Origin of the sequence: Cuneatibacter sp. NSJ-177 (genome assembly GCF_022867805.1) — a bacterium.
Lineage (GTDB): Bacteria > Bacillota > Clostridia > Lachnospirales > Lachnospiraceae > Pseudolachnospira.
Genome location: NZ_JALIFO010000006.1, coordinates 731,538 through 751,359 on the forward strand (window position 1 = coordinate 731,538; position 19,822 = coordinate 751,359).

Here is a 19,822-nt window from a genome sequence, read left to right on the forward strand (position 1 = left end):
ATCTGATATTTTATCCTTTTGCGCAGGTCTGCGTATGATGATTTCTTTTATTTTCCCACTGGCTCTCCGAGGAGGAGAAGCGTGTATACCAAAGTAAATAGTATGATGGTCCAGGGAATCGACGGGCTTTTTATTTCGGTGGAAACCGATGTGTCCGCAGGCCTGCCGGAGTTTTCTATGGTTGGCTATCTGTCGTCTGAAGTCCGGGAAGCGAGAGAGCGGGTTCGAATTTCTTTGAAAAATTCTGGGTTTGCTCTGCCGCCCAGACGGATTACCGTGAATCTGTCGCCGGCGGATCTGAGAAAAGAAGGGACTTCTTTTGATCTGGCTGTGGCCCTGGGAATTTTGGCTTCCTACGGACATTTGCCGGAACAGTGCCTGCGCCGTCTGGCCGTGATCGGAGAACTGGGGCTTGACGGAGGCGTCCGGCCGGTGCCGGGCGTACTTTCTATGGTAGGGGCCGCCAAAGAGGCTGGGGTGTCCGGTTGTATTGTGCCGAAGGAAAATGAAGCGGAAGGCGCTCTGGTGGAAGAAATGGCAGTTGCCGGGGTGGAGAACCTGCCGGAGGCGGTTCGGCTGCTTCAGACGCCCGGAGCCTGGCAGGAGCGAATCCGGGAACCGGTGTGGACGCCGGAGGACCGGCCGAATTATGGCGAGGATTTTTCGGAGGTGAACGGGCAGATTGCGTTGAAACGGGCGGCTGAGGTAGCTGCCGCCGGCATGCACAATCTCCTCATGATTGGTCCGCCTGGTTCCGGAAAAACCATGGTAGCCCGCCGGATCCCGACGATTCTCCCGGAATTGACGAGAAAGGAGAGTCTGGAGGTTTCAAAAATTTACAGCGTCTGCGGCCTTCTGCCGCCCGACCGGCCGCTGAAGACGGAACGGCCGTTTCGGGCACCTCACCACACCGCGTCCTACCAGTCTTTGGTCGGCGGCGGCCGGGTTCCGAAACCTGGAGAACTCTCACTGGCCAACCGCGGCGTGCTGTTTCTGGATGAACTGCCGGAATTTCCCAAAGTGTCTCTGGAAGTTCTCCGCCAGCCTTTGGAGGACCGGGCCGTTAGAATTTCCAGGGTGCAGGGCTCCTACCTGTTTCCGGCGGACTGTATGGTGGTAGCTGCCATGAATCCCTGCCGGTGCGGCTACTATCCGGATCGGAGCCGGTGCCAGTGCGGCGAGGCGGAGGTGAAACGTTATCTCCGTCGGATCAGCCGGCCGCTTTTGGATCGGATGGACCTCTGTGTGGAAGCGCCTGCCATTGGCTTTGAAGCGGTGCGCGCGGAGGGGGAAAATGAGACTTCGGCGCAAATCCGGAGCAGGGTTAGGGAGGCGTGGGAACGCCAGAGGCATCGGTTAAGGGATGCTGGAATTGATTGCAATGCACAGATGACGGGACGGCATGTGAAGACATATTGCCGTTTGGACGAGCAGGAGGAGTCCATGATGGCGCATATTTTTGAAAAGCTTGGTTTAAGCGCCAGGGCCTATTATCGGATTTTGAAAGTGGCGAGGACCATCGCAGATTTGGACGGTGAAGATAAAATTATGGAGCGTCATCTGGGAGAAGCCCTTGGATACCGGGGGCTGGAGCAGCGGTTTTGGGGGTGAAATATGACAAGAAAAGAAATCTGGTATTGGATGAGCGGACTGTCTTCCTGGGGAGGCCGCACCATACAAAAGCTGCTGAAAGAGTTCGGAAGTCCGGAGGAGATTTTTGCATCGAAAAAACTTCCGGTGACTCCGGCGCAGCAGGAAGAAGCCGATGAAGCAAAGCGGAAGGCAGTGACATTCCCGGAGGAGCTTCGGGTCTGGGAACAGCAGGGCGTCCGTTTCCTGACTCAGGATGAGGAGGAATTCCCCAAGCGGCTGGCAGGCCTTCCGGACAGCCCGTTCTTTTTGTTTGTGAAAGGGAGTCTTCCTCCGCCCGGACCGGCGGTGGCGGTGGTCGGGGCGCGGAAATGTACGCCTTATGGGATAGAACAGGCGGAATTTTTCGGACGTTTTTTGGCGGAGCAGGGAATCTGTGTCATCAGCGGAATGGCGCTGGGGGTGGACGGAAGCGCCCAGTGGGGAGCACTTCGGGCAGGAGGCTATACCTGCGCGGTTCTGGGGACCGGAATCGATGTCTGCTATCCGGCCAGCCACCGGCAGCTCTACGAAGAATTAGAAAAATCCGGAGGGATTCTCTCGGAATACGGAGCAGGAGCGCCGCCACTTCCTTACCATTTCCCGCTCCGGAACCGGATTATCAGCGGGCTGTCGGATTTGGTGCTGGTGGTGGAGGCAAGGAAGAAGAGCGGTTCCTTGATCACAGCGGACTGGGCATTGGAGCAGGGAAAGGACGTGCTGGCGCTGCCCGGCCGGATGGGATCGCCGCTGAATGAAGGCTGCAACCGTCTGATCCGCCAGGGCGCGGGAATTGTTGCGGAGCCGGAGGATGTGCTGCGGGCGCTGGGAAGAGAGAAACAAGATCGAAAGGAAGCGGAAGAGGCAGAGCTGCCGCCGGATGAAAAAGAGATTTGGGACTGCCTCGGCACGGATCCAAAACATTTGGAGCAAATCTGCCGGGAGACCGGCTGGGAAGTGGGTGCGGTTTTGCTGATTTTGCTGCGGCTGGAAATGAAAGAAAAGGTGCGCCAGGTCGGTGGGAACCAATACCTGCGCATCTTATAGAGGCGGTTTCAGGGGAGGGGCGATGACAAAGGTATTCTTTTTCTGCTTCGCCATGTAGAGAGCGCGGTCTGCAAGTTCAAACAGCTGGGAATAATGGTCTGCCTGATCGGGATAGATCGCGCAGCCGATACTTTTGGCGATCTGGGAGGAGGCGGAACTCTCTAAAAAAGCAGTGATTTTGCCGGAGAGAAAATGGATGTCCGGGATATCCCGCACCAGGACAAAAAACTCGTCTCCTCCCCAACGGCCGATCACGTCGCTTTTCCGGAAACATCTTTTCAGGTCGGCGGCGGTTGCCTCCAATACCCGGTCTCCGACCTGATGGCCGCAGATATCGTTCACATCTTTAAAATCATCCAGATCAATGATCAACAAGGCGTGCTTATCCTGAGGATGGCTGCTGCATAGGATGGACTGGATCCGGCTCTCCGCATATTTCCTGTTCCAAAGGCCGGTCAAAGGGTCTTTTTTGGCATCGGCCTCATATAAAACAGCCTGCATCTTGATGTCGTGAATATTGGAAATGGTTCCGATCATATGGTCGGGAACGCTGCCTTCCGGAACCGGGATCAAATCAACTTTACACCATACACAATCGGTATTCCCGGCCTTCATTCTGGCGTAATAGGAGACCGACTTTCCGGTCCAGACGGTCTGAATGGCGCAGACTGTGGACTCCTGGTCGTCCGGATGGGAAAAATATTTTGCAATTTCCTGCCGGTATGCTGCGGGAGGAAAGTCACGAAAGCGGTTGATTTCGGAAAGGATTTCCTTATCTGGTTTTCCAAAGACAGCCTGGGCGTTTTCCAGGAAAATATAAAGCTGGCGATTCAGATCCACTTTAAAAACACAGATACCGGCGGATTTCAGAGCAACCTGAAAGATCTCTTGATATTCCAGCAGCGTCTGCATCGTTTGTTCTGAGGGGGGTTCGTTAACTTTTTCCATGGTAATACTCCTGAATCATCTGATTTATGGCAATAGAAAATATCCTGCTGCACAAAACTCCCTGTTCTGCTCCGCCTTGCCTTTTTATGGCATTCGTTGCGCTACCAAAACAGCGGGAAATCCGAATTTGGCTGCGCTCTGTCTTAACAAAACTATCTGCGACACTTTGCTCCGCAAGTAGTTTTCATTATACCACAGATGGAAGAAAATGGTATCCTCGTTGACGGGAACTTATCGACAAGAAAAGTGGGAAATTCGACAGGGCACTTGACAACAAGAGATAAATGTGATATTTTGAATCCAGGCTGTACGACTGACGGAAGTGGAAGTGACCACATGGAGTGCAGCAGAAAAGAGCCGACCGTCTGGGCAAGGAGTCCGGGATGGTGGGCTCTTTTCTGCTCTTTACTGTGAAAGTCCCGGCAAGCGGCGATTGCGGGAGGGCATGGCACGAAGCAATCGACTTTCACGGTAATAATAAACGCTCCGCTAAGGCTGCACACGCAGATGGAAAGGAAGATGTCGCTGACGCGACGCATTTGCGGCGCGGGCTTTCGCAGAGTGAAATTCATTTTTATATTGATTAAGGAGGCAACTGAAATGAAAGAAATGGAATTGAAGTATGGCTGTAATCCAAATCAGAAACCGGCGCGCATCTACCAAAAGGACGGCGAGCTGCCGATCACGATTCTGAACGGCCGGCCGGGCTACATCAATCTGATGGATGCCTTTAACAGCTGGCAGTTGGTGCGGGAACTGAAAGAAGCGACTGGACTTCCCGCCGCTGCATCCTTTAAGCATGTCAGTCCTGCCGGAGCCGCCGTGGCGGTGCCGCTTGATGAAACTCTGCAGAAGATTTATTTTGTGGAGGGCGTCCCCCTGACTCCGATGGCTACCGCTTATATCCGCGCCAGAGGGGCAGACCGGATGTCGTCCTATGGAGATTTTGCGGCTTTGTCGGATGAGTGCGATGCTCAAACTGCCGCATACCTGGCAAGAGAGGTTTCGGATGGCGTCATCGCTCCGTCCTATTCCGCCGAAGCGCTGGAAATCTTAAAAAAGAAGAGAAAAGGAAATTATCTGGTCATGACGATGGACCCGGATTATGTGCCGGCGGAAATTGAGACGAGAGAGATTTTTGGAATCACCTTGGAGCAGAAGAGAAATAGCATTAAACTGGATGCGGAAGTGTTGAAAAACATTCCGACGAAGAATAAAGAGATTCCGGAATCTGCGGCCCGTGATCTTTTGATTTCTCTGATTACCTTAAAATATACGCAATCCAACTCCGTCTGTTATGCCAAAGACGGCCAGGCAATCGGCATCGGCGCTGGACAGCAGTCCCGCGTTCACTGCACCCGTCTGGCCGGCAATAAGGCGGACGTATGGTTCCTTCGCCAGAATCCAAAGGTTCTGAACCTTCCGTTCCGTGAGGATATCAGACGCCCGGACCGCGATAACACGATTGATGTCTATGTCTCGGATTTTTCTGAGGATGTGTTGAAGGATGGGGCATGGCAGCAGGTATTTACCGAGAAGCCGGAACCGTTAACCGCTGAGGAAAAGAAAGCTTGGCTGGCGCAGCTGTCCGGCGTGTCGCTGGGATCCGATGCGTTCTTCCCGTTTGGAGATAACATTGAGAGAGCTGCCCGCAGCGGCGTCCGTTATGTGGCCCAGGCTGGCGGATCCATCCGGGACGACAATGTGATCGAGGCCTGTGACAAATATAATATCGCAATGGCCTTTACCGGCATTCGTCTGTTCCATCATTAAAATGTAAGATAAAACCGCTGCCAGAATGCGGATTGCCTGTGGCAAAAGGAAGGCTGACAAGAGTTTTCTTTTGTCTGGGGAACCTGATTTTTGCAGCGGTTTTTTCATCCTATAAGGAAGAAAGATTTTTGCAAATGCCGAGGATTAGTCTTGCTTTTCCGGAAAAAATGTTGTATAGTGGTTTCGTTTCATGTCAAAAAGCCATAGGAAACTATTATAATATAGAAGAAAGTATACGGCAATAAGGAGTAAAGCGCGTGGCACAAAACTTAATCATTGTAGAGTCACCGGCAAAGGTGAAGACGATAAAAAAATTTCTGGGTTCCAGCTACGATGTGGAAGCTTCCGGCGGCCATGTCAGGGATTTGCCGAAGAGCCAGCTGGGCATCGATGTAGAAAATAACTATGAGCCGAAATATATTACCATTCGCGGAAAAGGCGATGTTCTGGCAAATCTGCGGAAAAAAGCCAAGAAGGCGGATAAAATCTATCTCGCAACTGACCCGGACCGCGAGGGGGAAGCGATTGCCTGGCATTTGCAGGAAGCTTTAAAGCTGGAAGAAAAAAATGTCCGCCGCATCAGCTTTAACGAGATCACAAAAAATGCGGTGAAAGCTTCGCTGAAAGCACCGCGGGCGCTGGATCTGAATCTGGTGGACGCGCAGCAGACCAGGCGGATGCTGGATCGTATGGTTGGCTACAGCATCAGTCCGCTGCTCTGGAAGAAAGTGAAACGAGGTCTGTCCGCCGGACGAGTTCAGTCCGCTTCACTTGCAATGGTCTGTGAGAGAGAAGAAGAGATCAATGCGTTTGTACCGGAAGAATATTGGACCTTGGATGCACTGCTTGCGATCAAAGGGGAAAAGCATCCGTTGACAGCTCGCTACAGTGGAAAACGGACCCTGGCATCGGAAGAGGACATCAAGGCTCTGATGGAAGAGGCAGGGCAGGAGGAATTTGTGATCTCCGAGATCAAAAAATCTTCCCGGAGCAAGAAATCCCCGCTTCCTTTTACGACCAGCACCCTGCAGCAGGAAGCTGCGAAGACCCTGAACTTTTCAACGCAAAAGACCATGCGGATCGCCCAGCAGCTCTATGAAGGCATTGACGTCAAAGGGAGCGGCACCATCGGAGTGATTACGTATCTGCGTACGGACTCCACCAGAATCGCAGACGAGGCCGACGCAGCGGCGCGGGCGTATATTGAAGAGCATTACGGAAAAGAGTATGTGGCCGAGGGAGCCATCGCCGGGAAGCAAAAAGGCAAGATCCAGGACGCCCATGAAGCCATCCGTCCGACGGATATTTCCCGGACGCCGGCCAGTTTAAAGGATTCTTTAAGCCGGGAACAGTTCCGCCTGTATCAGTTGATCTGGCGCCGGTTTGCCGCGAGCCGTATGCAGGACGCGCGCTATGAGAATACGACGATTAAAATCAAAGCCGGAGAGCATCCTTTTTCGGCGTCCGCCAATATTCAGACGTTCGACGGCTTCCTTTCCGTTTATGACGGGGAGGAGGAGAAACTGGAGAAGCACAGTCTGGTGCAGAAGCTGACGAAGGAATCCGAGCTTTCGTTAAATGAATTTGATCCGAAGCAGCATTTCACGCAGCCGCCTGCTCATTTTACCGAGGCCAGTCTGGTCCGCGCGATGGAAGAATGCGGCATCGGCCGGCCGAGTACCTATGCTCCGACGATCACGACGCTGCTGGCCCGGCGGTACATTACAAAGGAAAACAAAAACCTTTATGTGACGGAGCTGGGTGAAGTGGTGAACGGAATTATGAAACGTTCGTTTCCCAGTATTGTGGATGAAGGTTTTACGGCCCGCATGGAATCCCGTCTGGATCAGGTGGCGGAAGGGGACGAGAGCTGGCGAAATGTGGTTTCCGGTTTTTATCCGACACTGAAACACGATGTGGATGTAGCGGAAGTAGAGCTGGAGAAAATTAAGATCGCCGATGAGGAAACCGATGTCATCTGTGAGCACTGCGGCCGCAACATGGTGATTAAATACGGTCCCCATGGAAAGTTTCTGGCTTGTCCGGGATTTCCGGAGTGTAAAAATACCAAACCGTATCTGGAAAAGATCGGAGTTCCCTGCCCGAAGTGCGGAGCGGATCTGGTGATTCGGAAAACAAAGAAGGGACGCCGCTATTATGGGTGTGAGAAAAATCCGGAATGCGATTATATGACTTGGCAGAAACCTTCCACTGACAAATCAGACAAAAAATAGAAACGTATTCTAATTCTAAAGAAAATATTAAGTTGGCAAAAAACTCTTGCAAAAAATGAGCACATGGTGTAGGATGTATATGTATTGTTGAATATTTGGATAGGAGGCAGAAAATGAGCGTACAACTACTCGACAAAACGAGAAAAATCAACAAGCTGCTCCACAACAACACATCCAAAGTCTTCGTTTTTAATGATATCTGCCATGTACTGAGCGATGCACTGGAATCTAATATCCTGGTCATCAGTAAAAAAGGCAAGATACTTGGCCTCGGCGAATATCTTACAGATGAAAATGATAAGACATGGAATGAGGTGCAGATCGGACAGTTTATTGATGAACAGCTGAATGAACGGCTGCTGAACATTTTATCCACCAAGGAGAATGTTCATCTGGAAACCCTGGGCTTTGAGAACGAAGAAGCCAAGGAGTACCATGTTATCGTAACCCCGATTGATATCGCAGGCGAGCGTCTGGGAACTCTGTTTATCTATAAGAAGAGCGCCCCGTACGAGATCGACGATATTATTCTGGCGGAGTACGGAAACGCTGTCGTTGGGCTGGAGATGTTACGTTCCCTGAATGAGGAGAGCGCGGAAGAGATCCGGAAGCTGCAGATCGTGAAGTCGGCGATCAGCACGCTGTCGGCCAGTGAATTGGATGCAGTGCAGCACATCTTTGAGGAGATGAAAGGCAGCGAAGGAATTTTGGTTGCCAGCAAAGTGGCGGATCGTGTTGGAATCACCCGTTCGGTCATCGTGAACGCGCTGCGGAAGCTGGAGAGCGCCGGTGTTATCGAGTCCCGTTCTTCCGGTATGAAGGGCACGTACATCAAGATTCAGAATGAACTGATTCTTGACGAACTGAATGCGTTGAAGGAGCAGAAATAAGTTGGTTTTGAAAAAAGGCTGCGCGGAGGAGTGATTTTCCGGGCGGCCTTTTTTCGCTCCGCTAAGGAAGCATAGGGTATGTCCCTTAGGGAACGCAAATGCAAAGGAAGATGTCGCTGACGCTGCATAATTTTTATAAATAAGGCTTGCTAAATTTTCCTTTTTGTGCTATACTTTTCCGGTCTGAAAATAGTAAGCGGTGAAAATACCGCTGGATTTTTCATGTATTGCGCCAGAGTGCTCCTTATGGGGAGAGCCGGCGCAGGAAGCTCAAAAAATCACGTGTGTGGATCAGCCGGTCGGTGCCGAGAGGTCTCCGGAGACGGAAGCACACGGAAGAAAAACCAAATGGAGGAAAAGACATGAGCGTAATTTCTATGAAGCAGCTGCTGGAAGCAGGCGTACACTTCGGACACCAGACCAGAAGATGGAACCCTAAGATGGCTCCGTATATCTACACGGAGAGAAACGGGATCTATATCATTGATCTGCAGAAATCCGTGGGCAAGGTGGACGAGGCTTATAACGCCATCGTAAATCTGGTAAAAGAGGGCGGCACGATCCTGTTTGTCGGAACGAAGAAACAGGCGCAGGATGCGATTCAGTCTGAGGCTGACCGCTGCGGAATGTTCTATGTAAATCAAAGATGGTTAGGCGGTATGCTGACCAACTTTAAGACGATCCAGAGCCGGATTGCCCGTCTGAGAGCAATCGAGAAGATGGCCGAGGACGGTACCTTCGACGTACTTCCGAAGAAAGAAGTCATTGCTCTGAAAAAAGAGTGGGATAAGCTGGAGAAGAACCTGGGCGGTATCAAAAATATGAAGAAGATGCCCGATGCGATCTTCATCGTGGATCCGAAGAAAGAAAGAATCTGTGTGCAGGAAGCCCATGCTCTGGGAATCCCGCTGATCGGAATTGCCGATACAAACTGTGATCCGGAAGAACTGGACTATGTAATTCCGGGTAATGACGACGCGATCCGCGCTGTAAAGCTGATCGTCTCCAAGATGGCTGACGCTGTGATTGAAGGCAGCCAGGGTGAGCAGATGGAAGACGGCGAACTGGAAGCAGTGAGCGAAGAGTTTGTAGCAGAAGAAACCGAAGCGGAGGAGAATTAATTATGGCAACAGTTACGGCTGCAATGGTAAAACAGTTACGGGAAATGACCGGAGCCGGTATGATGGACTGTAAAAAGGCTCTGAGCAATACCGATGGCGATATGGACAAGGCGGTAGAGTTCCTGAGAGAAAAGGGACTGGCTGCTGCTGCAAAGAAGGCAGGAAGAATCGCTGCCGAAGGTCTGGTAAAGGCGCTGGTGGAGAATGATAAGAAGGCTGTCGTTGTTGAAGTGAACAGCGAGACTGATTTCGTGGCGAAAAATGTGGATTTCCAGAATTATGTCGGCGAGGTTGCCGCTCAAGCGCTGGAGACGAAAGCACAGACCATCGAAGAATTTATGGCAGAGCCTTGGGCTCTGGAGCCTTCCAAGACGGTAGAGCAGGAACTTTCTTCCAAGATCTCTGTGATCGGCGAAAAGCTGAGCATTCGCCGGTTTGAGAAGATGGAGATCGAGAATGGCTGCATCGTGTCCTATATTCACGGCGGCGGCCGCATCGGCGTTCTGGTCGAGGCGGAGACCGATGTGGTAAACGAGGCAGTTAAGGAAGCCCTGAAGAACGTTGCGATGCAGATTGCGGCTCTGAAGCCCCAGTATGTAAGCCGCGACGAGATCTCCGACGAGTTCATCGAGAAAGAAAGAGAAATCCTGAAGACCCAGGCGAAGAACGAGATGCCCGACAAGCCGGACAACATCATCGACAAGATGATCATCGGACGTCTGAACAAAGAGCTGAAAGAGTTCTGTCTGCTGGATCAGCAGTATGTAAAAGATGGTGATCTGACTGTCGGCAAGTACCTGCAGCAGGTTTCCAAGGAAGTCGGCGGGGCGGTTACGGTAAAGAAGTTTGTCCGTTTTGAGACCGGCGAAGGCATGCAGAAAAAGGAAGAGAATTTTGCAGAAGAAGTGGCAAAGCAGATCGGACAGTAAAAAGTTTTCTGTGTGAAAGATTAGAAATTGTATCCCTGCAAATGGCGCAGACGTGCCGTTTGCAGGGATTTTGATTTCTTGATAAAATTCAAGCATGGATTCAAAGCAAATGGCTTGCATTCTGTTTCGAATAATGGTAAGCTAAAACAAAACGAAAAAGGACTGCCGGATCGTCCGATGAGGCGAAAGAAAAGAGACCGAATATGAATGATCAAGCGATACAGAGATTAAAAGATTGTGGTGTGGATGTAGATGGGACGGTTCGCCGTCTGATGAATAAAGTGGATTTATACGAGCGGCTGCTGCGGCGTTTTCCGGAAGATCAGAGCTATGATCAGTTGAAGAACGCATTGGAGGAAGGCCGTGTCGAGGACGCGTTTCATGCTGCCCATACGCTGAAAGGAGTGTCGGGCAATCTGGGCTTAAACCGGCTGATGGAGGCGGACAGCATTCTGGTTGAACTGCTGAGGAAGGGCGTGTCCGATGGAGCGGACGAGGCGATGGAAGCGGTGAGCGGCGCCTACCAAGAGACGGTGGAGGCCATTCGGGAGCTGTAGGCTTGCCGGCGGAACGAAAGAATGAAAAGAAAAAGACGGGGTCTTCTCATCATGAAGAAAGACGCCGTCTTTTTCTTTGTTTTAGCTGAGAGCCAGGCCGAATACCATTCCTCCGATCAGGATGGTTAAGATGGCCAGAGGCGCGATAAATTTCACCAGAACGCTCCAGATTTTCTTCAATTTGAAGGTATACGTGCCGTCTCGTTCTACCTCGGCGATGCCTTTCTTAGTGGTCCACACCCAGCCGACAAAAATACAGAAGGTCAGTGAGCCCAGAGGTGTCAGCAGACGGTCGGTCAAAAACTCCAGGAAGTCGCCGAAGGCCGGGAAGGTAACACCGTTGGCAAAATCAAACCAGATGCCTTTGATGGAGGCGTACAGCTGTGACAGAGTATAAAAGATACCGATGATGAATGTTAGAACGCCGATGATTGCCGTAGCCTTTTTGCGGGACATCTTCTTTTCTTCCGTAACATAAGCCACCGTGCCTTCCATGATAGAAATGGCCGAGGTCAGAGCTGCGAAGAAGAGAAGAAGATAGAACATGCAACCGAAGATGGGGCCGCCCGGCATCTTTTCAAATACGCCGGCCAGAGAGACAAAGGCGAAGCCGCCGCCCATGCCAGGTTCCACTCCTGTGGCAAAGACAGCAGGGATGATCATGAATCCTGCCATCAGGGCTACAATGGTGTCCAACGTACAGATCAGCCCGACATTTTTCACCAGGTTTTCTTCCTTTTTTAGATAGGAACCATATGTCACCATAATTCCCATTCCTAGGGACAGAGAGAAGAACGCTTGTCCTAGAGCCATCAAAACGGTATTAAAATTTAACTTGGAAAAGTCAGGTGTCAGGAGGTAATGCAGGCCTTCTGCAGCGCCGGGCAGCGTCACTGACCGGATGGTCAGGATGATCAGAAGGACAAATAAGCTGGGCATCAGAATTTTGTTGATTTTTTCAATCCCAACTTCCACTCCCTTGGTAATGACAAAGATGACCAGCCCCATAAAAATCAAAGGACAGATGATGGCGCCGAGCCAGGGAAATCCGTTTTGGCCCAGCATCTCATAAAAGAAGAGCTTGGGGTCCGCGAAAATTCTTCCTGGACATACGATGTAGCTGACGATATAATAGATCACCCAGCCGCCGACCTGCGAATAGTAGCCGAAAATCAAAAAGCCGGTAAAAACGCCGAGCCCGCCGACCCAGGAAAATTTTTTGTTCAGTTGGCGGAAGGCGCCGACTGCATTTTTCTGTGTGTTACGGCCGATGACGAACTCTGCCAGCATCGCGGTGGTTCCAATCACTGCGACGATGATGATGTAGATGATAATAAAACTTGCGCCGCCTCCATTGTAGGCTTTGCCTGGGAATTTCCAGATATTGCCAAGACCCACGGCGGAACCGGCGGCTGCCAGGATAAAGCCGAGACTACTGGCCCATTGGGCCCGGTGTTTTCCATCACCTGGTGTTTGTGACATAGTGTATCCCCCTTTTTCTCAATATGAATAATATATGGTTTTTAATTTATCACGTCACAGGGAAAAAGTCAAGGAAAAAAGGCGGCAGAGGCCGAAAACGGTGCAAATTCGTCGGATATTGCCTGGTCGGAAAACAAGGGGATAAATTGTTAATAAATAGGCGCATGAAATGAATCCTCCGTTGATTTTTTTTATGATCCATGCTATGATAAGACCCAGAATGTAAAGGAGAACGTTATGATTTCCTATATAAAAGGGGAATTGTCTGAGATCGCGGCAGACGGAATTGTCGTTGAGACCGGGGGGATTGGCTATGAGATCAAGGTCCCTGGCTCTGCGTTGCCGGCCCTGCCATCTCTGGGCAGTCAGGTGAAAATATATACCTATTTACAGGTCCGGGAGGACGGGCTTGGCCTGTTTGGTTTTTTAAGCAGGGATGACCTGGAAGTTTTCCGCCTCCTGCTGACGGTGAACGGAATCGGCCCGAAGGGAGCTCTGGGCGTGCTGTCCGTTCTCTCGCCGGACGATCTGCGCTTTGCCGTGCTCAGCGATGATATTAAAACCATTTCCCGCGCGCCGGGTTTGGGGAAAAAGACGGCGCAAAAGGTTATTCTGGAATTAAAGGATAAATTTAGTCTGGAAGATGCTTTCGAGAAAAGAATGGTCCATGAGGAGGCCATGCCGGGAACAGCTGTTGATGCGAAGGGCGAAGCGGTACAGGCATTGACGGCTTTGGGTTATTCTTCCTCGGAAGCGCTCCAGGCTGTCCGGAGCCTGCCGGATACGGAAGGTTTAGGCGTGGAGGAAATTTTGAAGCAGGCGCTCAAACGGATGGCGATGCTGTAAAGGAGAAGTATGGAACGGCGATTGATAACCACCGAGTTTACCGAGGAGGACCAAAAAATAGAAAATAGCCTGCGCCCGCAGAGCTTGGAAGAATATATCGGCCAGCAGAAGGCGCGGGAGACTCTGAAAGTATATATTGAGGCGGCCAAGGCGCGGGGGGAATCTCTGGATCATGTGCTGCTCTACGGCCCTCCAGGCCTGGGAAAAACCACCTTGGCGGGTATCATTGCCAATGAAATGGGGGTGAATTTGAAGATTACCTCCGGACCGGCGATCGAGAAACCCGGCGAGATGGCGGCAATCCTGAACAACCTTCAGGAAGGGGACGTGCTCTTTGTGGATGAAATTCACCGGCTGACCCGTCAAGTGGAGGAAGTGCTTTACCCGGCGATGGAGGACTATGCGATTGATATCGTGATCGGAAAGGGGGCTTCCGCCCGGTCGATCCGGCTGGAACTGCCTCATTTTACCATGGTAGGAGCCACCACCCGCGCAGGTATGCTGACGGCGCCTCTTCGGGATCGGTTTGGTGTGATGCACCGGTTGGAATTCTATTCTCCGGAGGAGCTCCAGACGATTGTGCTGCGCTCCGCCCATGTGCTGAAAGTAAAGATCGACGAGGACGGCGCTCTGGAGATTGCCACGCGGTCAAGGGGGACTCCCCGGCTGGCCAACCGGTTTTTGAAACGAATCCGGGACTTTGCCCAGGTTCGCTATGACGGCGAGGTGACCGGACGTGTGGCGCGGGAAACCCTGGACCTTTTGGAGGTGGATCCTCTGGGGCTGGACGCCATGGACCGGGCGGTTTTGACGATGATCATTGAAAATTTCTCCGGCGGACCGGTGGGCCTGGAAACTTTGGCCGCGGCCCTGGGAGAGGATGTGGGGACTTTGGAAGATGTCTGTGAACCGTATCTGATTCAGAATGGTTTTCTGAACCGGACGCCGCGGGGACGGACGGCCACGGAAAAAGCCTATCAACATCTTGGGCTTGGCATGCCGGATTCCCTGAACGGCAACTAGGACTTGTATTTTCTGAAAGGAGGCTTTATAATTGTCTCCAGAAGGCATTTTGATGCCGGTACGCGGGAGGCTTTTTACGGATGGCGGACAAAAATTATACGGATGTGACCATTGCCGGGAAAATATATACGCTGGGCGGATACGAGGATGAAGAATATCTGCAACGGATTGCTACATATGTCAACACCAAACAGAATGATCTGAAGAAAACCATGGGATTCCTTCGGCTGCCGGCGGATTACCAGAATGTGTTGACCCAGCTGAATCTGGCCGACGACTATTTTAAGGCCAGGAAGAAAGCGGCGATGTTGGAAGCGAAGGTGGAGCTTTTGGAAAAAGAAATCTATAATCTGAAACATGAACTGGTCACGAACCAGATGAAATATGAAAAAAAGCATGACTGATATCGAGGTTTTGGCCCCGGCAGGTTCCTTTGAGAGTATGGAGGCTGCGGTGCGGGCCGGTGCCGACGCGGTTTACATGGGCGGCGCCAAGTTCGGTGCGCGCGCCTATGCGGAGAATCCTGACGATTGCGGGCTTCTGCGCGCCATTGATTTTGTACATCTCCATGGGCGGAAACTGTATCTGACCGTCAATACCCTTCTGAAAGAAAAGGAACTGACCAAGGAATTGTGGAACTATTTGGCGCCCCTGTATGAACAGGGGCTGGATGCCGTAATCGTACAGGATTATGGCGTTCTTTCTTTTATCCGGAAACATTTTCCTGATATGGAGATCCATATCAGCACCCAGATGTTCGTAGCTGGTCCGTATGGAGCGGCTTTGGCGGAGCAGCTTGGCGCCTGCCGTCTGGTGCTTCCGCGGGAGCTTTCTCTTTCGGAGATCCGGGCGATCCGGGAAAAAACCGATCTAAAGCTGGAGGGATTCGTCCATGGGGCCCTTTGTTATTGCTATTCGGGGCAGTGCCTTTTGAGCAGCGTGATCGGAGGCCGCAGCGGAAACCGGGGCCGATGCGCGCAGCCTTGCCGTCTGCCCTATAATGGAAAAAATCTTATGAATTTAAAAGATCTCGGCACCTTGGCGATCCTGCCTCAAATTTTGGATGCGGGAGTTACGTCGTTAAAAATAGAAGGCCGTATGAAGGGCCCGCGTTATACTGCCGGGGTTGTGCATGTCTATCGCAAATATGTGGACCGGTATTTGGCCGGAGGCGGGAAAGATTGGAAGGTTGATCCGGAAGATGAGTGTTTGTTGAGAGAGCTCTTTGACCGGGGCGGTTTCACCGAGGGGTACTCCCTTCGGCACAATGGGCAAGATATGATCTTCACCGGGAAGAAACCGGAGATGCGCGTGGTGGATCAGGAGCGTTTTCGGTTCCTGGACGAGCAGTATTTACAAGGGGAAATCAAAGAAAAGCTTAAGGGAAATGTAAAGATTTTGAAAGAAATCCCTGCTACAATGGAAGTCATCTGGGGAAATCAAAAGGTGTCCGTAACCGGAGAAGCGGCGTCCGCGGCGGAGAAACGGCCGCTGGACGCAGATACGGTGCGCAGGCAGATGGAAAAGATGGGCGGTTCCGGCTTTGTCTGGGAGGAGCTTGCCATCGAGGTGGGAGAAGACGTTTTTCTTCCGATGGGAGCCCTCAACAGTCTGCGCAGGAAAGCGATTGATGCAATACAGGAGGCGCGGTGCCATGCTTATCAGCGTACTTTATGAAAATCCGTCTCACCTTGCGGAGCTTTTGACGATCCCGGAGGTGAGCGCAGTCTATCTGCCCGGAGAGCGTCTGAGCAGGAAGGAAGCGGCCGCGGCCGGGGAGTTGTGCCGGCAGGCCGGAAAAAAGGCGTATTATGCGTTTCCTTATGTATTTCGCCGGGAAGCGGCAGACTATTATGAGAAAGAAGCAGAAACTCTTCGGCAAGGGGGATGGGACGGTTTTTTGGTGCGGAACCTGGATGAGGCCGGTTTTTTGAGAGAAAAAGAGATATCCGGTTGTAAGATCTATGACGCCGGTCTGTACAGTTGGAACCGAGAGGCGATATCCGTATTTCATTCTTTGGGAGCGGATCTTTTGACCGCGCCCTATGAACTGAATGAAAAAGAACTGCGGGCCCGCGGTCTGGCCGATACGGAGGTTGTGATCTATGGGAGGCTGCCGGTGATGATTTCAGCCCAGTGCACTGCGTTGACCTCTTCGGGAACCTGTCAGAAAGGAAGCGGAGAGTATTCCTTTCAAAGACTCAAGGATCGGAAGGGAGCCATTTTTCTGGCTGAGAACCGGTGCCGCTTTTGCTATAATGTGATTTACAACAGCGTACCCCTCTGGCTTTTGGACAAGGCCGGGGGATTGGATCGGGTACGGTTTCATTTTACTTCGGAGAGAACCGGGGAGCCTTCCCGGTTCATACGAGAGTTCCTTTCGGGGCGGGCGGAACCGCCGGAGCATTTTACCCGCGGACATTTTACACGAGGGGTGGAATAGATGACAAATCTTGTGATAGAACTATCGAAATATTTAATGCTGCTGATCATGGTGCTTTACACCGGCTTGAATTTCTATGTCCTTCGCAAGCAGGATGTGCGATGGCAGAACCGGGTATGCCGCAAACAGGTGTTTCTAGTCTTTCTCCTGCAGTTCCTGGGGTATTTGATTATATATCTGAAAACAATGGAAATCCGGATGCTGATTTTTTATGGGATTCAGGTTTTGTTTTTCCTGATTTACTTTATCTTGTTCAAGACCATCTACCCCCAGAGTTCCCGCGTGCTGCTGAGTAACATGGTGTTGCTGTTTTCCATCGGGCTGATGATGCTGACGAGGCTGGATGTGGACAAGGCCGAAAAGCAGTTTATCATCGGAATGATCGCCGCAGCCGTGACGCTGGTGATCCCGGTTATCATCAAGCACATGAAAGCGCTAAGCAAGTGGGCGTGGCTCTATGCAGCTGTGGGGATTGCCCTCCTGCTTTTGGTGTGGGCGGTCGGCGATACCAACGGCGGCGCGCAGCTTCGGATCAGTATCGGAGGCTTTGCCCTCCAGCCTTCGGAGTTTGTCAAGCTGACCTTTGTCTTCTTCACGGCTTCCATGTTTCAGAAGGGGCAGTCCTTTGGCCGGATTGTGGTGACAACCGGGATCGCAGCAGCCCATGTACTGATCCTGGTGGCGTCCACGGATCTCGGAAGCGGGCTGGTGTATTTTCTTTCCTTCCTGTTCATGCTTTTTGTGGCTACGAGGCAGCCATTATATTTCTTCGGCGGCCTGGGAGCCGGGTGCGGGGCTGCTGCGCTGGCGTATAAACTGTTTTCCCATGTCCGGGTCCGCGTGGCCATGTGGCAGAATCCGTTCAGCGATTACGAGGGAAAAGGGTATCAGATGGCGCAGTCTCTGTTTGCCATCAGTTCCGGCAGTTGGTTCGGCCTGGGATTTTACCAGGGAGTTCCGACCACGATTCCGCTGAAAGAGAATGATTTTATTTTCTCGGCAATCTGCGAAGAACTGGGCGTGATCTTTGCAATCTGCCTGGTACTGATCTATTTGGGTTTTATTTTACAGATGTTTTGGGTCTCGACCTGGATGGACGAGCTCTTTTATAAAATTGTCGGCTTCGGGCTGGCGGTCATGGTGGGCGTGCAGGTGTTCCTGCACATTGGCGGGGTCACGAAAATGATTCCCTCCACCGGTATTACATTGCCGCTCATCAGCTACGGGGGCAGCTCAGTGGTCAGCACAATGCTGATCATCGGTGTAATCCAGGGACTGCACCTGATGAAGCAGAGGGAGGTGGAAGAGATTGAGTATGCGGCAGCAGCGCAGGACGAAGAAGATCCAGAAGAGGACTTTGAAGGCAGAAGGTAGGAGCCGGAAAAAGGTCAACCGGGAAATCGTGCTGGTGACCTATGTATTCGTCGGCCTTTTCCTGATTATGATCGGCTATCTTGGCTATTTTACCTATAAAGAAAGCGATACCTACCGGAATAATCCGTATAACAGCAAGCGGCAGCAGCTCTTTTCGGACCGCTATATCCGCGGAAGCATTGTGAGCAGCGACGGAAAGACTCTGGCAGAGACAAAGGTGGATGAGGACGGCAAGGAAACCCGGAGCTATCCTTACGGTTCGGTGTTCGCCCATGTGGTCGGCTACTCTACGAAGGGGAACACCGGCATCGAGTCCATTGCCAGCTCCTATCTGCTGAACACCCATATCAATCCGGCGCTCCAGATTCTTTACGAGTTAAAAGAGCAGAAAACCATGGGCGATACCGTGAAGACCACGCTGAACGTGAAGCTTCAAAAGGCCGCCTACGAAGCTCTGGGCGACAAGAAGGGCGCTGTGGTGGTGCTGAATCCAAAGACCGGCGCGATTCTTGCTATGGTCAGCAAGCCGGATTATAATCCCAATGAGATCAATGAAATCTGGGATGAGCTGGTCAGTGAGGAGAATAAAAATTCCAACTTGGTCAACCGGGCGACCCAGGGCCTTTATCCGCCGGGTTCCACCTTTAAGATTCTGACGCTTCTGGAGTATATTCAGGAAAATCCGGGAAACTATGAAGATTTTTCCTTTGACTGTGACAGTGTCTATGAGGTGGGAGATTACAGCATCAAATGTTCCAAACTGGTCAGCCATGGGGAGGAGGATCTGATCACTGCGTTTGCCAAATCCTGCAACGGCGCCTTTGCTTCTATCGGGCAGACCTTGAATTTCTCCAGCATGTATAAGCTCTGCGAGAAATTCGGCTTCAATGAAAAGCTGCCGACGGATCTTCTGAGCAATGCCAGCAGCTTTGTTTTAAAGGACAGCATTTCCGTTTGGGATGTTCTCCAGACCTCCATCGGACAGGGAAAGACGACGATCACCCCCCTGCACAATGCGATGATCGCAGCGGCCGTGGCCAATAATGGCGTGATGATGAAGCCTTATGTTCTAGATACCGTGGAATCCGAGAGCGGTACGGTGATTAAGAGCTTTTCTCCGGAGAATTACCGGACGGTGATGTCAAAAGATGAGGCTGCGATCCTTCAAAAATATATGCGTGCCGTGGTGACCGACGGCACCGGCTCCAAGGCGGAGGGCGACGGTTATCAGGTGGCCGGAAAAACTGGCTCCGCGGAGTTTGCCACCGGAAAAGAAACCCACGCCTGGTTCGTCGGATATGCCGATGTCGAGGATCCGGAAATCGTGGTCAGCGTACTGGTGGAGGAAGGCGGAAGCGGAGGATCTGCGGCGGCTCCGATCGCCAGGGCTGTGTTTGATGCGTATTACGGGGAAGAGTAACGGATCCGTGCGAGAGCAGGGGCCGAAAAAAGCGCTGTGTGACAAGAAGATAAAATTCTGTCACACAGCGCTTTTTTATTGCGCTCCTTCGTCACTCCATAAAAAG

General features: G+C 51.7%; 17 protein-coding genes and 1 riboswitch. Of the genes, 15 read left to right on the forward strand and 2 right to left on the reverse strand.

Features of this window, described 5'->3' with window-relative positions; all coding sequences use genetic code 11:
- Positions 1-81: 81 nt before the first annotated feature.
- Positions 82-1,611 (forward strand): YifB family Mg chelatase-like AAA ATPase, encoded by a 1,530-nt coding sequence (locus MUB23_RS11300; protein ID WP_244800586.1) that lies wholly within the window; start codon positions 82-84, stop codon positions 1,609-1,611.
- A 3-nt stretch (positions 1,612-1,614) separates the two neighbouring features.
- Positions 1,615-2,676 carry a DNA-processing protein DprA gene (gene dprA, locus MUB23_RS11305; RefSeq protein ID WP_244800587.1) on the forward strand — a complete coding sequence of 354 codons (1,062 nt, stop codon included), beginning with the start codon at positions 1,615-1,617 and terminating at the stop codon, positions 2,674-2,676.
- Here dprA and MUB23_RS11310 read toward each other — a convergent pair.
- Complete coding sequence (locus tag MUB23_RS11310) at positions 2,671-3,624, reverse strand: sensor domain-containing diguanylate cyclase (protein WP_244800588.1); 954 nt, start codon at positions 3,622-3,624, stop codon at positions 2,671-2,673. The genes dprA and MUB23_RS11310 overlap by 6 nt on opposite strands.
- Before the next feature lie 299 nt (positions 3,625-3,923).
- Positions 3,924-4,002: riboswitch (ZMP/ZTP riboswitch) on the forward strand.
- 222 nt (positions 4,003-4,224) lie between these two features.
- Between MUB23_RS11310 and MUB23_RS11315 the strand changes: the two genes are divergently transcribed.
- The 6 genes from MUB23_RS11315 (at position 4,225) to MUB23_RS11340 (ending at position 11,128) form a co-directional block, all read left to right on the forward strand.
- A complete protein-coding gene (locus MUB23_RS11315; protein ID WP_244800590.1) occupies positions 4,225-5,397 on the forward strand; it encodes a phosphoribosylaminoimidazolecarboxamide formyltransferase in 1,173 nt (390 codons plus the stop codon).
- A gap of 257 nt (positions 5,398-5,654) precedes the next feature.
- Positions 5,655-7,631 carry a type I DNA topoisomerase gene (gene topA / locus MUB23_RS11320; RefSeq protein WP_244800592.1) on the forward strand — a complete coding sequence of 659 codons (1,977 nt, stop codon included), beginning with the start codon at positions 5,655-5,657 and terminating at the stop codon, positions 7,629-7,631.
- Positions 7,632-7,744: 113 nt separating this feature from the next.
- Positions 7,745-8,521, forward strand: coding sequence for a GTP-sensing pleiotropic transcriptional regulator CodY (gene codY / locus MUB23_RS11325; protein WP_244800593.1), 777 nt, complete (start codon positions 7,745-7,747; stop codon positions 8,519-8,521).
- 362 nt (positions 8,522-8,883) lie between these two features.
- Positions 8,884-9,642: a 30S ribosomal protein S2 gene (rpsB, locus tag MUB23_RS11330; protein WP_244800595.1), complete on the forward strand. Its 759-nt coding sequence runs from the start codon at positions 8,884-8,886 to the stop codon at positions 9,640-9,642.
- A gap of 2 nt (positions 9,643-9,644) precedes the next feature.
- Positions 9,645-10,571: a translation elongation factor Ts gene (tsf, locus tag MUB23_RS11335; protein ID WP_244800597.1), complete on the forward strand. Its 927-nt coding sequence runs from the start codon at positions 9,645-9,647 to the stop codon at positions 10,569-10,571.
- A 203-nt stretch (positions 10,572-10,774) separates the two neighbouring features.
- A complete protein-coding gene (locus MUB23_RS11340) occupies positions 10,775-11,128 on the forward strand; it encodes an Hpt domain-containing protein (RefSeq protein WP_244800599.1) in 354 nt (117 codons plus the stop codon).
- An 81-nt stretch (positions 11,129-11,209) separates the two neighbouring features.
- Here MUB23_RS11340 and MUB23_RS11345 read toward each other — a convergent pair whose 3' ends face one another.
- Positions 11,210-12,610: a sodium-dependent transporter gene (locus MUB23_RS11345; RefSeq protein WP_244800601.1), complete on the reverse strand. Its 1,401-nt coding sequence runs from the start codon at positions 12,608-12,610 to the stop codon at positions 11,210-11,212.
- Positions 12,611-12,847: 237 nt separating this feature from the next.
- Here MUB23_RS11345 and ruvA point away from each other — a divergent pair, with 237 nt between their 5' ends.
- From ruvA to MUB23_RS11380, 7 genes are all read left to right on the forward strand, one after another.
- Complete coding sequence (gene ruvA / locus MUB23_RS11350) at positions 12,848-13,456, forward strand: Holliday junction branch migration protein RuvA (protein ID WP_244800603.1); 609 nt, start codon at positions 12,848-12,850, stop codon at positions 13,454-13,456.
- Between the two features lie 9 nt (positions 13,457-13,465).
- Entirely contained in the window at positions 13,466-14,479 is a 1,014-nt protein-coding gene (gene ruvB / locus MUB23_RS11355) for a Holliday junction branch migration DNA helicase RuvB (RefSeq protein ID WP_244800605.1), read from the forward strand.
- 80 nt (positions 14,480-14,559) lie between these two features.
- Positions 14,560-14,883: a cell division protein ZapA gene (locus MUB23_RS11360; RefSeq protein ID WP_244800606.1), complete on the forward strand. Its 324-nt coding sequence runs from the start codon at positions 14,560-14,562 to the stop codon at positions 14,881-14,883.
- The gene (locus MUB23_RS11365; protein ID WP_244800608.1) at positions 14,876-16,156 is read left to right on the forward strand and encodes a peptidase U32 family protein; all 1,281 of its coding nucleotides are present in this window, start codon (positions 14,876-14,878) and stop codon (positions 16,154-16,156) included. The genes MUB23_RS11360 and MUB23_RS11365 overlap by 8 nt, the downstream gene beginning before the upstream one ends.
- On the forward strand, positions 16,134-16,922 hold the full coding sequence (locus MUB23_RS11370; RefSeq protein ID WP_244800610.1) for a hypothetical protein: 789 nt from the start codon (positions 16,134-16,136) through the stop codon (positions 16,920-16,922). Before MUB23_RS11365 ends, MUB23_RS11370 begins: the two co-directional genes overlap by 23 nt.
- Positions 16,923-18,296 (forward strand): FtsW/RodA/SpoVE family cell cycle protein, encoded by a 1,374-nt coding sequence (locus MUB23_RS11375; RefSeq protein ID WP_244800612.1) that lies wholly within the window; start codon positions 16,923-16,925, stop codon positions 18,294-18,296.
- A complete protein-coding gene (locus tag MUB23_RS11380) occupies positions 18,238-19,716 on the forward strand; it encodes a peptidoglycan D,D-transpeptidase FtsI family protein (RefSeq protein WP_244801188.1) in 1,479 nt (492 codons plus the stop codon). The genes MUB23_RS11375 and MUB23_RS11380 overlap by 59 nt, the downstream gene beginning before the upstream one ends.
- Positions 19,717-19,822 lie beyond the last annotated feature (106 nt).